Annotated in this window: 11 protein-coding genes; 2 read left to right on the top strand and 9 right to left on the bottom strand. The window is 69.5% G+C overall.

Translation table 11 applies throughout. The features are described 5' to 3' along the window. Positions 1-105: 105 nt before the first annotated feature. Positions 106-1,641 (bottom strand): UbiD family decarboxylase, encoded by a 1,536-nt coding sequence (locus AC2YHT_RS21575; protein WP_487291935.1) that lies wholly within the window; start codon positions 1,639-1,641, stop codon positions 106-108. A gap of 206 nt (positions 1,642-1,847) precedes the next feature. Between AC2YHT_RS21575 and AC2YHT_RS21580 the strand changes: the two genes are divergently transcribed. Further along, positions 1,848-3,620 (top strand): DUF4153 domain-containing protein, encoded by a 1,773-nt coding sequence (locus AC2YHT_RS21580; protein WP_487291936.1) that lies wholly within the window; start codon positions 1,848-1,850, stop codon positions 3,618-3,620. Here AC2YHT_RS21580 and AC2YHT_RS21585 read toward each other — a convergent pair. The 3 genes from AC2YHT_RS21585 to AC2YHT_RS21595 form a co-directional block, all read right to left on the bottom strand. Then, positions 3,601-5,385 (bottom strand): ABC transporter ATP-binding protein, encoded by a 1,785-nt coding sequence (locus AC2YHT_RS21585; protein ID WP_487291937.1) that lies wholly within the window; start codon positions 5,383-5,385, stop codon positions 3,601-3,603. The genes AC2YHT_RS21580 and AC2YHT_RS21585 overlap by 20 nt on opposite strands. A 69-nt stretch (positions 5,386-5,454) precedes the next feature. After that, positions 5,455-6,087, bottom strand: coding sequence for a LysE family translocator (locus AC2YHT_RS21590; RefSeq protein WP_110121123.1), 633 nt, complete (start codon positions 6,085-6,087; stop codon positions 5,455-5,457). A gap of 87 nt (positions 6,088-6,174) precedes the next feature. Next, positions 6,175-6,621 (bottom strand): biopolymer transporter ExbD, encoded by a 447-nt coding sequence (locus tag AC2YHT_RS21595; RefSeq protein ID WP_110121124.1) that lies wholly within the window; start codon positions 6,619-6,621, stop codon positions 6,175-6,177. 222 nt (positions 6,622-6,843) lie between these two features. Between AC2YHT_RS21595 and AC2YHT_RS21600 the strand changes: the two genes are divergently transcribed. After that, a complete protein-coding gene (locus AC2YHT_RS21600) occupies positions 6,844-7,866 on the top strand; it encodes a WD40 repeat domain-containing protein (RefSeq protein ID WP_487291938.1) in 1,023 nt (340 codons plus the stop codon). A 307-nt stretch (positions 7,867-8,173) separates the two neighbouring features. Here the strand turns inward: AC2YHT_RS21600 and AC2YHT_RS21605 are convergent, their stop codons facing one another. The 5 genes from AC2YHT_RS21605 to AC2YHT_RS21625 form a co-directional block, all read right to left on the bottom strand. Next, a complete protein-coding gene (locus tag AC2YHT_RS21605; RefSeq protein ID WP_487291939.1) occupies positions 8,174-9,490 on the bottom strand; it encodes a bifunctional folylpolyglutamate synthase/dihydrofolate synthase in 1,317 nt (438 codons plus the stop codon). A 137-nt stretch (positions 9,491-9,627) separates the two neighbouring features. Beyond that, a complete protein-coding gene (locus AC2YHT_RS21610) occupies positions 9,628-10,551 on the bottom strand; it encodes an acetyl-CoA carboxylase carboxyltransferase subunit beta (RefSeq protein ID WP_487291940.1) in 924 nt (307 codons plus the stop codon). A 12-nt stretch (positions 10,552-10,563) separates the two neighbouring features. Beyond that, entirely contained in the window at positions 10,564-11,394 is an 831-nt protein-coding gene (gene trpA, locus AC2YHT_RS21615; RefSeq protein WP_110118280.1) for a tryptophan synthase subunit alpha, read from the bottom strand. An 11-nt stretch (positions 11,395-11,405) separates the two neighbouring features. Beyond that, positions 11,406-12,638, bottom strand: a complete 1,233-nt coding sequence (gene trpB, locus AC2YHT_RS21620; RefSeq protein ID WP_487291941.1) for a tryptophan synthase subunit beta — start codon at positions 12,636-12,638, stop codon at positions 11,406-11,408. A 17-nt stretch (positions 12,639-12,655) separates the two neighbouring features. Beyond that, complete coding sequence (locus AC2YHT_RS21625) at positions 12,656-13,300, bottom strand: phosphoribosylanthranilate isomerase (protein ID WP_487291942.1); 645 nt, start codon at positions 13,298-13,300, stop codon at positions 12,656-12,658. Positions 13,301-13,459 lie beyond the last annotated feature (159 nt).

Consider the following 13,459-nt stretch of genomic DNA (forward strand, 5'->3'; position numbering starts at 1 on the left):
GGCCCTCCGGGCCACCTCCCCCAGAGGGGGAGGATCCGGTCAGCGCGGCGCTCTTCAAGATGCTCCCCCTCTGGGGGAGCTGTCGCGGAGCGACTGAGGGGGTTCTTACTTCGTCTTCCAGATCGGCTTGCCCTCGCCCGGTAGGCCCAGCCGCGACCACTTCTCGCTGACAGCGTCGACCACGGCCTGGTCCATGCGGATCTCCTCGCCCCACTCGCGCGTCGTCTCGGGCTCCCACTTGTCGGTGGCGTCGAGGCCGATCTTGGAGCCGAGGCCGCTGACCGGGCTGGCGAAGTCGAGATAGTCGATCGGGGTGTGTTCGATCACCGTGATGTCCCGGGCGGGATCCATCTTGGTGCTGATCGCCCACATCACGTCCTTCCAGTCGCGGGCGTTGATGTCGTGGTCCACGACGATCACCCACTTGGTGTACATGAACTGGCGCAGGTAGCTCCACACGCCCAGCATCACCCGCTTGGCGTGGCCCGGATAGGCCTTCTTCATCGACACCACGGCGATGCGGTAGGAGCAGCCCTCGGGCGGCAGCCAGAAGTCGACGATCTCGGGAAACTGCTGGCGGATCAGCGGGATGAACACCTCGTTGAGGGCCTCGCCCAGCACCGAGGGCTCGTCCGGCGGCCGGCCGGTGAAGGTGGTCAGGTAGATCGGGTCCTTGCGCATGGTGATCGCGGTCACCTGGAAGACCGGGAAGGTCTCGACGCTGTTGTAGTAGCCGGTGTGGTCGCCGTAAGGGCCTTCCTCGGCGTGCTCGTCGAGCAGGACGTGGCCCTCGATGACGATCTCGGCCTGGGCCGGCACCATCAGCGGCACGGTCTTGGCCGGCACGAGGTCGAGCTTGGCGCCGCGCAGCAGGCCGGCGAACTGGTATTCGCTCAAGGTGTCGGGCACCGGCGTCACGGCGGCCAGGATGGTGCCGGGATCGGCCCCCAGCACCACGGCGCAGGGCAGGGGCTCCTTCTTGCCGGCCTTCTTGTGGCGGGCGTAGTGCTGGGCCCCGCCGCGGTGGGCCAGCCAGCGCATGATCGCCCGGTCCTTGCCCAGCACCTGCATGCGGTAGATGCCGAGGTTGAAGTCGTCCTCGCGGTCGTCGCTGGGACCCTTGGTGACCACCAGGCCCCAGGTGATCAGCGGGGCCGGCTCGCCCGGCCAGCAGGTCTGCACCGGCAGCTTGGAGAGGTCGATCTGGTCGCCCTTCAGCACCACCTCTTGCACGGGCGCCTTCTTCACCGTGCCCGGGCGCATCGACAGCACCGTCTTGGCCAGCGGCAGCATGTCGATGGCGTCCTTCAGGCCCTTGGGGGGCTGGGGCTGGCGCAGGAAGGCCAGCAGTTCGCCCACTTCGCGCAGTTCGCCGGCGGTGGTGCGCGGCTCGCCGCCCAGGGTGACGCCCATGGCCACGCGCTTGACGGTGCCGAACAGGTTGGCCAGGGCCGGCATCGACGAGCGCGAGCCGTCGGGCAGCAGCACGTGCTCGAACAGCACCGCCGGGCCGCCGGTGGCCAGCAGGCGGGTCTGGATCTCGGTCATCTCGAGGACCGAGGAGACCGGCTCCTTGACCCGCACCAGCTCGCCCTGGGCCTCCAGCACGTCGATGAATTCGCGAAGCGAGCGATAGGCCATGGGCGGGGAGACTCCTGGAACGGGGCGGAACCTAGAAGCGGGGGCGCGCCAGGGCAAGGCGAGAGGGCCCGATGTTCGAAGGGGGTGTGGAGGGGGCGTCGAGGGAGCGTCGAGAGCGTGTGGAGAAAGGATGGAGGCCAAGCTTCGTCCTAGGCGCCGCACGCGGGGCGTGATCTCTGCTGCTCGAAGGTTGCAGGAGCCCGCCGATGACTGATCAAGCCGTCGAAGCCGATCCGCGCGTCGTCCGCCGGGCGGCGATCCTGCGCCTGGTCACGGGCCTGGCCCAGGGCCTGCTGCTGTACTGGCTGTATCAGGCCGACGAGTTCAAGCGCTGGCCCGACGGCCAGCCGATGGTCTATGCGGCGTTCCTGCTGGCCGTGCTGTTCGCGCCGTTCGTGGTGCTGGCGGGGCTTTCGACCATGCGCTGGCCGGCGCTGGCGGCCTGGAAGGGCGTGGTCGTGCTGCTCGCGGCCGGGGTCGGGGCCTATGGCGTGTGGAGCGGCGATCCGTCGGCCTCGGGCGTCAACGGCCTGGGACCCTTGAGCTTCCTGGGGGTGGCGGCCCTGATCTTCATCGGCCACCACCTGGTCGAGCCGGCCGACATCGAGCGGCGGCCCATCGCCCGCTTCGCCAGCTATTTCGACATCACCTGGAAGCACGGGGTGCAGCTGGCGCTGGCGGTCGGCTTCACCGGCGCCTTCTGGCTGCTGCTGTGGCTGGCGGCGGTGTTGTTCAAGCTGATCGGCGTGGGGATCATCGAGACGATCATCCAGACCAAGCTGTTCGCCATTCCCGCCACGACCACGATCTTCGCCGCCGCCGTGCAGCTGACCGACGTGCGGGCCGGCCTGGTGCGCGGGGTGCGGACCGTGGCCCTGACCCTGCTGGCCTGGCTGCTGCCGCTGATGGTGCTGATCGCCGGGGCCTTCCTGCTGACCCTGCCGTTCACCGGTCTGGAGCCGCTGTGGAAGACCCGCAGCGCCACCGCCAGCCTGCTGACCGCCGCCGCCTTCCTCGTTTTGCTGACCAACGCCGCCTATCAGGACGGCACCGAGACGACGGCCCTGATCCTGAAGTGGGCGGCGCGGCTGGCCGGCCTGCTGCTGGTTCCGATCACGGTTCTCGCCGCCTACGGCCTTTCCCTGCGCATCGGCCAGTACGGCCTCAGCACCGACCGGATCATCGCCGCCGCCTGCGTGCTGGTCGCGGCCGGCTATGCGATCGGCTACGCGATCGCCGCCGTGCGGCCCGGGCCCTGGCTGAAGACCCTGGAGACGACCAATATCGGCATGGCCTTCGTGGTCATCGTCGTGCTGCTGGCCCTGGTGACGCCGATCGCTGATCCGCGCCGGCTGTCGGTCGGCGACCAGGTCGCGCGGCTGAAGGCGGGCAAGGTCAAGGCCGAGGCTTTCGACTATGACTTCCTGCGGTTTCGCAGCGGCCGGTTCGGCCTGGATGCGCTCAAGCGCCTGGCGGCAGGGCCGGACGCCCTCGTCGCCAAGGCGGCCAAGGCCAGTCTCGCCCGCCTGGCGGCCGGGCCCGCGCCGGGGAAGGCCGAGCCGATGGCCGACGTGATCGTCTACCCCAAGGGGCGGACCCTGCCGAACGGCTTCGAGCGCCTGGCCGATCTGAGCGACTCGCCGTGCCGCTTCGCCGCCAAGCCGTGCTCGGCCCTGCTGCTCGACATCGACGCGGACGGGTCCGAGGAGGTGCTGCTGTCGAGCGGCTCGATGCTCGACGTCTTCGGCATGCGCGAAGGTCGCTGGAAGAAGATCGGCTATGCGTCCAGCCCCTGCGGCCGGGTGGCCGACATCGCCGGGGTGCTGGCGCGCTCGGGCGAGGCCGCGACCGTCGAACCCTCGCCCCTGCGCGACGTGGTGCTCGGGGATATCCGCATGGAGATCCGGCCGCAGGGCGACGCCTGCAACGTGACGGCGGAGGAGGCCCTGGCCTCGCGGCCTAAACCGCCCCCTCGCTGACCGCGTTCAGCCGCGCATAGACCCCGCCCTTGGCCTTGAGGTCGGCGTGGCGGCCTTCCTCGACGACGCGGCCGTTCTGGAACACCAGGATCCGGTCGGCGCCGCGCACGGTCGACAGGCGGTGGGCGATGACGATGGTCGTGCGGCCCTGCATCAGGGCCTCGGCGGCCTCCTGCACCAGGGCCTCGGTCTCCACGTCAAGCGACGAGGTGGCCTCGTCCAGCACCAGGATCGGGGCGTTGGTCAGGAAGGCGCGGGCGATGGCCACGCGCTGGCGCTCGCCGCCCGATAGCTTGATGCCGCGCTCGCCCACCAAGGTGTCGTAGCCGTGCGGCAGCTTCAGGATGAAGTCGTGGGCGCGGGCCTTTTTCGCGGCCTCCACCACCTGCTCGAAGGTCGCGTCGGGGCGGCCGTAGGCAATGTTGTCGAGCAGGCTGCGATGGAACAGCGCCGGGTCCTGCGGCACCACGGCGATGGCGCGGCGCAGGCTGCCCTGGGTGACCTTGGCCACGTCCTGGCCATCGATCAGGATCCGCCCGCCCTGCAGGTCGTGCAGGCGCTGGATCAGCTTGACGAAGGTCGACTTGCCCGAGCCGGTGGGGCCGACCAGGGCCACCTTCTCGCCCGGCGCGATGTCCAGCGAGAAGCGGTCGTAGAGCGGCGCGCCGGCGTTGCGGTAGGCGAAGGTCACGCCCTGGAAGGCGACGGCGCCGGGGCCGGTGACGACGTCGGGCGCGCCGGGGGCGTCGGCGATCTGCGGCGGCAGCGTCGACCAGGCCGCGACGTCCTCGCTGTCGTCGATGCCCTTCTGCAGCATGCGGATGTTCTCGCCCATGTTGCGCAGATAGCCGCTCATCAGCAGGAACGAGGTCATGGCCGCGACGATGTCGCCGGCGTTGGCCTGGCCGCGCATCCAGGACCAGACCATGGCCCCGGTCAGGCCCGCCTGCAGCACGACCAGCAGCAGGTTCTGGCCCAGCCACACGTCGGTGAAGCGGTTCCAGGTGACCATAACCGCGTCGCGCCAGGCCGCGGTGACCTGAGCCAGGCGAGCGGTCTCGCGGTCCTCGGCGCCGAAGGCCTTCACCGTCGGGTTGGAGGTCACCGCGTCGGCCAGGGCCCCGCCGATGGCGGAGTCCAGGGCGTTGGACTTCAGGTTGGCGGGCCGCACATAGCGCTCGGTGATCCACAGGTTCACCGACAGGTACAGCAGCACCACGACCAGCGAGATGGCGCCGGCCAGGGGCTGCTTGACCAGCATCACGCCTGACAGGCCCAAGAGCACGATCATGCTGGGCACCAGCCAGATCGTGAAGGCGTCGGTGACGCTGTCGTAACCCCACATGGCGCGGGTCAGCTTGCGCACCGTGGCGCCGGCGAAGCTGTCGGCGTGCCAGTCGGACGAGAAGGCCTGGACGCGGGCGAAGCCCTCGTTGGTCATCTCCTCCATGTTGCGGGCGGCCAGCGGGATCCAGAACCGGTGGGCGATGTTGCGGATCAGCGAAAAGGCCAGGTAGACGCCGACGAAGACGGCCCAGGCGCCCCAGGCGCGCGACTTCTCGCCGGCCACCACCACATTGACCAGGTGCTCGGCGGCGGTCGGCAGGGCCACGTCGAAGCCCACCGCGATCAGGGTCAGCACCACCCCGGCGGTGAAGATCAGCTTCCGGCGCAGCCAGAAGCGCGCCAGGAAGCCCAGCACCTGGGTGTTGGACAGCGCCCGGCGCCGGCCCTGGGTTTCATCCTCGTCGTCGAAGTCGCTCATGGGCGGCTAGATAGGCCTGTTGTGGCCGGCAGGGAACGTCCCGCCGACAGGCTGCTGCCAGGTTCTGTCCTAGCGCCGCGCCTCGGTGGCCATGCGCACGGCCAGACCCCCCAGCACGCTGGCCATCAGCCAGCGCTGGACCAGGGCGAAGCTGGGGCGCGTGGCCAGGAAGGTGGCGATCGAGCCGGCGGCCAGGCAGATCAGGCCGTTGATCGTCAGGCTGACGGCGATCTGGGTGCCGCCCAGCAGCAGCGACTGGCTGAGCACCGCTCCGTGCTTGGGGTCGATGAACTGCGGCAGCAGCGACAGATAGAGCATCGCCGCCTTGGGATTGAGCAGGTTGGTCAGGAAGCCCATGGCCATCAGCTTGGCCGGCGGGTCCTTGGGCAACTCGCGCACCTGGAAGGGCGACTGTCCGCCCGGCTTGATCGCCTGCCAGGCCAGCCAGCCGAGGTACAGCGCGCCGCCGAACCGCAGCACGTCGTAGGCGATCGGGGCGGCCATCAGCAGGGCCGTGATGCCCAACGCCGCGCAGACCAGATAGACGATGAAACCCGCCGCCGTGCCGACCAGCGACACGATCCCGGCCCAGCGTCCCTGGCAGATCGAGCGGCTGACCAGATAGAGCATGTTCGGCCCCGGGGTCAGGGCCATCCCCAGGCACACCAGGGCGAAGGCGATCCAGGTCTTGGCGTCGGGCATCGGGTTTTCCTGAAAAGCGGACAAGAAAAAGGGGCCGGAAGCTTTCGCCGCCGGCCCCTTGGTCTTTTTGGCTGTCGCCGAAGATCCTTAGTGGATGTCTTCGTTGATCAGGCCGACCTTGTACCAGCCAGCGGTCTGCAGCTGGTTCAGCACGCCCATGAAGTCGGCGTACATGACGTCGGCGTCGGCGCGGATCATCACGCGCTGGTCGTCCTTCGGGCCAGCCTGGCCGTTCGAGGTGAACTTGGCGTCCAGGTCGAACTGCAGGTTGTCGAGGCTGGTTTGCTTGTCCGCGATGAACAGAGCGCCCGACTTCTGGATCGAGATGAAGACCGGTTCCTTCGGCTTCACGCCGGGAGGCGGCGGCGAAGCCGGGGGAAGGTCGATCTTGATCGAGGTCACGGCCATCGGCACGGCGACCATGAAGATGATGAGCAGAACGAGCAGAATGTCGACGAAGGGCGTGACGTTGATTTCTGAATTCTGGTTCAGCGAGTAGCGACCGCCGCCGCCGCCAGCAAGTTTAGCCGCCATAGCCTGACTGTCTCCCGGGGACCGCCCCCAGGCGGTCCAGAAATTGTTAGATGCCACGTCTGGCGCAGACGAGCGCGGAAGTAAAGCCCGACGACGCGCCGCAATGGCAACCCCTTTTGTGAGTCTTTTTGGCCTAACGCCGTTCAGGAGAGCGTTTTGGGCGCCGGGCTTCGCGCCCCGCGCGACTAGCGCTGGCCATCAGGCCGCGCTAAGCCCCCGCGCATGATCTTTTCCTTCGACGCCTACGTCACCGCCGCCCTGTTCGATCGCGCTGGACGCGCCGGATTCGCCCTGGGCGACGGCACCGTCCGATTCGAGGCCGAGGGCGGTTTCGTCACCGTGGAAGCCCATGGCGGACCGCTCGGCGGGGCCGTGTTGGCCGCCTGCGTGCACCCCTCGGGCCGGGGCCTGGTGACCGGCGGCGACGACGGCCGCGTGGTCTGGAGCCGGGTCGAGGGCGACGAGGTCGTGGCCACCCTGCTGGCCGAGGTGAAGGGCAAGTGGATCGAGCATGTGACGGCCAGCGCCGCCTCGGGCCTGATCGCCTTCACGGCCGGCAAGGAAGTGCACGTGCTGGACTCGGCCGACGCCGAGTTCCGCCGCACCTATGTCCACGAGAAGACCGTCTCGGGCGTGGCCTTCGACCCGAAGGGCAAGCGCCTGGCCGCGGCCGGCTATGGCGGCGTGTCGCTGTGGTGGAGCCGCATCGCCGACCAGAAGCCGACGGTGATGAAGTGGGCCGGCAGCCACGTGGCCCTGGCCTACAGCCCCGACGGCAAGTTCCTGGTCTCGGCGATGCAGGAGAACCAGCTGCACGGCTGGCGCCTGTCGGACGGCAAGGACATGCGGATGGGCGGCTATCCGGCCAAGATCAAGAGCCTGGACTTCTTCGACAAGGGCGCCCTGCTGGCCACCGCCGGCGCCAACGGCGCGGTGATCTGGCCGTTCGCCGGGGCCAGCGGTCCGATGGGCAAGGAAGCCGCCGAGATCGGCTTCTCGCGCGACTCGCTGGTGGTGCAGGTGGCCGGCATCGACGCCCTGCCGGTGATGATCGCCGGCCAGGACAACGGCCGCGTCTGGGCCGCGCACATGCGCTCGGGCCGCATCGAGACCCTGAAGGCCGAGAAGGGCGCCCCGATCAGCAGCCTGTCGGTCAACGCCGACGGCTCGCGTCTGGCCTGGGGCGACGAAAGCGGCGAGGCCGGCGTGCTGGCGGTACCGGACATCTCGGTGCGGAACTTCTAAAACCCTCTCTCTGAGAGAGAGGGAGGGGCCCGCCGCGAAGCGGTGGGAGGGTGAGAGGTTTCACCGCTTGCCGGTAAGCCTCAAACCCGTCGGTGCAAACCTACGCCGTCATCCCGGCCGAAGGTTCGCGTAGCGGACCGTAGAGCCGGGACCCAGGGGCCACCGCACTGCGCCGACTCCTAGGGGTGACGAAGATTTTGGGCTTGAGGTCGGTCTGCCCGCGCCTCTTCCGGAGAGTTTGTTACCTCTCACCCTCCCACCGCCTGCGGCGGCGGGCCCCTCCCTCTCTCAAAGAGAGAGGGTTCGGTCAGGCCGGCCAGGTCGCCTCGCTGGCGCCGAGCACCTCACCCGCCAGATACAGCGAGCCGCAGATCAGCACGTGCGGGACGGGGTCCAGCGCCAACGCCCGGCTGAGGGCGTCGTCCAGCCCGTCGCAGGCGGCGGCGCGCAGGCCGGCCAGTTCGGCGGCGGCGGCGGTTTCAGCGGCGCTGGCGGCGGCGTGGCCTTCGAAGGTGACGGTGAACACCTTGGCGGCGATCCCCCGAAAGGCCTGGAAGAAGCCGGTGGCGTCCTTGTTGGCCAGCAGGCCCGAGATCAGCGCCACGGGACGGCCGTCGCGGGCGGCCAGATCGGCCACGGCGCGGGCCACGGCGCGGCCGGCGTGGGGATTGTGGCCGCCGTCGAGCCACAGGTCGGCGCCGGCGCTTTGCGCGGCTTCCGCATAGGGACCGGCCGTCAGGCGCTGGAAGCGGGCCGGCCAGACCGTGCCGGCGATCCCCCGGCCCATGGCCGTCTCGTCGATCCTAGGATCGTCCAGGGCCAGAAGGGCCGCGACGGCGAGGCCGGCGTTGGCGAACTGGTGCTCGCCGGGCAGGGCGGGGGCGGGCAGGTCGAGCAGGCGGTCTTCCATCTGCACCAGCAGGCGGCCGCGCTCCTCCCAGGCGTCGAAGTCACGGCCCATGAGCGTGAGCTCGACCCCGGCCAGGGCGGCGGCGGTCTCCAGCACGCCGTCGACGGCGTCCTGCTGGCGGGCGCTCACCGCAGGCGCGCCCGGCTTGATGATCCCGGCCTTCTCGACGGCGATCTCTTCGATCGTGTCGCCCAGGAATTCGCGGTGGTCGAGGTCGATGGGCGCGATCACGCTGACGGCCGGTTGCGCGATCACGTTGGTGGCGTCGAGCACGCCGCCCAGCCCCACCTCGACGATGCAGAGGTCGGCCGGCGTCTCGGCGAAGGCGACGAAGGCCGCGGCCGTGGTGATCTCGAAGAAGGTGATCGCCTCGCCGGCGTTGGCCGCCTCGACGCGCTCCAGCACGTCGGCCAGATGCGCCTCGGTGATCAGCGTCCCGGCCAGGCGGATGCGCTCGACGAAGCGCACCAGGTGCGGCGAGGTGAAGACGTGGACCTTGAGGCCCGCCGCCTCGGCCATGTGGCGCAGATAGGCGACCGTCGAGCCCTTGCCGTTGGTGCCGGCCACGTGGATCACCGGCGGCAGGCGGTCCTGCGGGTTGTCCAGCGCCGCGCACAGCCGGCGCATGCGGTCCAGCGACAGGTCGATCTTCAGCGGATGCAGCGCCCGCAGGCGCTCCAGCGCGGCGTCGTGGGCGCGGAGGTGGTCGGTCATGGGTTCGCGATCAAGATCCTCCCCCTCTGGGGGAGGGGGACCCCGAAGGGGTGGAGGGGGCCGCCGTCAGGCGGCTGCGCCGCACCCCCTCAGTCGGCTTTGCCGACAGCTCCCCCAGAGGGGGAGCATCTGCAGGTTCAGGCCGCCTTGCGACGGCCCAGCATCAGGGTGCCGAGGATCGAACCCAGCGTCTGCGGCAGGTCCTTGCGGGCGGTGACGCGGTCGACCATGCCCTTCTCGACGAGGTATTCCGAGCGCTGGAAGCCCGGCGGCAGGGTCTCGCGGATGGTCTGCTCGATGACGCGGGGCCCTGCGAAGCCGATCAGGGCGCCCGGCTCGGCCAGGTGCACGTCGCCCAGCATGGCGTAGGAGGCGGTGACGCCGCCGGTGGTCGGGTCGGTGAGGACCACGACATAGGGCAGGGCCGCGTCGTTCAGCTCGTTGATGGCCAGGGTGGTGCGGGCCATCTGCATCAGCGACAGGGCGCCTTCCTGCATGCGCGCGCCGCCAGCGGCGGTGAAGGCGATCAGTGGCACTTCGCGGGCGAGGGCGGCCTTGGCGGCGGCGATGAAGCCTTCACCGGCGGCCATGCCGAGCGAGCCGCCCATGAAGGCGAAGTCCTGGACCAGGACCACGGCGTCGACGCCGCCGACCTTGCCGTAGCCGATGGCCATGGCGTCCTGTTCGCCGGTGCTCTTGCGAGCGGCGGCCAGGCGGTCCTTGTAGGGTTTGCCGTCCGAGAACTTCAGCGGGTCTTCGACGACCGACGGGGTCGGCAGCGACTCGTACTCGCCGTCGTCGAAGGTGAACTTGAAGCGCGCCTCGGGACCGATGCGCATGTGGCGTCCGGCCGGGGTGACCCACAGGGCCGCCTCCAGGTCGGAGCGATAGATCATCTCGCCCGTGTCGGGGCACTTGACCCACAGGTTCTCGGGCGTCTCGCGCTTGGCGAAGGCGCCGCGCACACCGGGCGCGATCCGAGACAGCCAGCCGCCGCGACGGTCGGTCGAGGTCTTGGCCTTGTCGCCCTTCTTGGGGCCTTGGGGTTCAGCCATAGCCATAGCCTTAAAGCCTCATGCCGTTCCGACTCGCGCCGATCGCACAGCCTTAGCCAGCTCCGACGCCTTGGAAAGAACCTTTTGGGTCACGTTTTCGTTCAGCTTCGCCGCCGACGCGATTTCGTCGACCAGCGCCGAGCCGACGACGACGCCGTCGGCCACGCGGGCCACCTCGGCGGCGCGCTCGGGGGTCTTGATGCCGAAGCCGACCGCCACCGGCAGGCCCGAGGCGGCGCGCAGGCGCTCGACCGGGCCGCGCACGGCGTCGGCGTCGGCTTCCAGCACGCCGGTCACGCCCGCGACGGAGACGTAGTAGATGAAGCCCGAGGTGCGCTTGACCACGGCCGGCAGGCGCGCGTCGTCGGTCGTCGGCGTCGCCAGGCGGATCAGGTTCATCTTCGCCGCTTCCAGCGCGTCGGTCAGGGCGTCGGCCTCTTCCGGCGGGCAGTCGACGATGATCACGCCGTCGGCGCCGGCGTCCGAGGCGTCATTGGCGAAGCTTTCGAAACCGTAGGACAGCACCGGGTTCAGATAGCCCATCAGCACGATCGGCGTGACCGTGTTGGTCTCGCGGAAGCGGCGGACGATGCCGAGCACGTCGCGCATCTTGGTGCCGGCGGCCAGCGAGCGCTGCGAGGCCAGCTGGATGGTCGGGCCCTCGGCCATCGGGTCCGAGAAGGGCATGCCCAGCTCGATGACGTCGGCGTGCTCGGCCAGGCCCGTCAGCAGCTCGAACGAGGTTTCCAGGTCCGGGTCGCCGGCCATGATGTAGGCGACGAACAGGGCCCGGTGGTCGTTTTCCCGCTGGAAGGCGCGCTCGAGGCGGGTGCCGTCGCGATAGCTCATCAGATCGCCCATTAGATCGTGCGCCCCAGGGCGTCGGCCACGGTGAAGATGTCCTTGTCGCCGCGGCCCGACAGGCACAGCACGATGACGCCGCCTTCGCCGATTTCCTTGGCCAGCTGCGGCAGCTTGGCCAGGGCGTGGGCGCTTTCCAGGGCCGGAATGATGCCCTCGAGCTCGGCGCACAGCTGGAAGGCCTTCAGGGCCTCGTCGTCGGTGCAGGTCAGGTACTGGGCGCGGCCGATGTCGTGCAGGAACGAGTGCTCCGGCCCGATGCCCGGATAGTCGAGGCCGGCGCTGATCGAGTGGGCGTCGAGGATCTGGCCGTCGTCGTCCTGCAGCAGATAGGTCTTGTTGCCGTGCAGCACGCCCGGGCGGCCGCCGGTCAGCGAGGCGGCGTGCTTGTCGGTGTCCAGGCCATGGCCCGAGGCTTCCACGCCGTAGATCTTGACGCTCTCGTCGGCCAGGAACGGGTGGAACATGCCGATGGCGTTCGAACCGCCGCCCACGCAGGCGACGACGGCGTCGGGAAGGCGGCCTTCCAGTTCCTGGATCTGCTCGCGGGTCTCGTTCCCGATCACCGCCTGGAAGTCGCGGACCATGGCCGGATAGGGATGCGGGCCGGCGGCGGTGCCGATCATGTAATAGGTGTCGGCCACGTTGGTGACCCAGTCGCGCATGGCCTCGTTCATGGCGTCCTTGAGGGTCGCGGCCCCCGAGGTCACCGGGCGCACTTCGGCGCCCAGCAGGTTCATGCGGAAGACGTTGGGCTTCTGACGGGCGACGTCGACGGCGCCCATATAGACCACGCAGGGCAGGCCGAAGCGGGCCGTCACGGTGGCCGAGGCCACGCCGTGCTGGCCAGCGCCCGTCTCGGCGATGATCCGGGTCTTGCCCATGCGCTGGGCCAGCAGGATCTGGCCCATGCAGTTGTTGATCTTGTGCGCGCCGGTGTGGTTCAGCTCTTCGCGCTTGAAGTAGATCTTGGCGCCGCCGAGGTGCTTGGACAGGCGCTCGGCGAAATAGAGCGGGCTGGGCCGGCCCACATAGTGGGTCAGGTAGCCGCGCAGCTCCTTCTGGAACGCCGGATCGTTCTTGGCCTCGGTGTAGGCCCGGTCCAGCTCGAGCACGAGCGGCATCAGGGTCTCGGCCACATAGAGGCCGCCGTAGTCGCCGAAGCGCCCCTTGGCGTCGGGATAGGCGGACCAGTCGTTAGGCCGTTCAGGAGTCGCGGTAGGAGCGTTCAAGATCGTCTTCCGGGCTTTTAGGCGCGTTTGACGGCGTCGAGGAACGCCGCGATCAGAGCCGGGTCCTTTAGGCCCGGACCGCGTTCCACGCCAGAGGAAACGTCCACCAGCGGGACCCCCGAGGCCTTGACCGCCTGCGCCACGTTCCACTGATCGAGTCCGCCGGCCAGGAAATGCGGGCGAGAAAATCGCCGGCCTTCCAGCAGGCTCCAGTCGAACCTTGCGCCGGTGCCGCCGGGCAGGGCGGATCCTTCCACGGGCCTGGCGTCGAACAGGAACTGCTCGGCGACGGTCTCGAACGCGCGGGCCTGGTCGACGTCGGCCGACGAGGAAACGGAGAAGGCCTTGATCACCCCCGCGCCGCTGCGCTGCGCGATCTCGCGCACGCGGCTGGGCGTCTCCTTGCCGTGCACCTGGATCAGGTCGGGGCGCATGGTCGCCATCAGGCGGTCGATCAGGGCGTCGTCGGGATCGACGGTGACGGCCACGGTCTGCACGCCCCGGCCGCGCACCGGCTGCACCAGCCGCTCGGCGGCTTCGGGCGTGATGTTGCGGGGGCTCTTGGCGAAGAAGACGAAGCCCAGATAGGCCGCGCCGCCGTCGAAGGCGGCCTTCACCGTCTCCGCCGTCGAGAGCCCGCAGATCTTGGCCTTGGTGGTCATGGCGGGGGAGTTACGGTGGGGAAGGGCGGAGTGCAAGTCCCGAGCGCCATCCTTCTCCCCTTGCGGGAGAAGGTGTCGGCGACAGCCGACGGATGAGGGGTCTCTCAGATCTGACCGTCGCGCCCGGTCGATCCACCGTCGCGGCGGCGCCGGTTTTCG

It is taken from the genome of Caulobacter sp. SRI_008, from assembly GCF_057586355.1.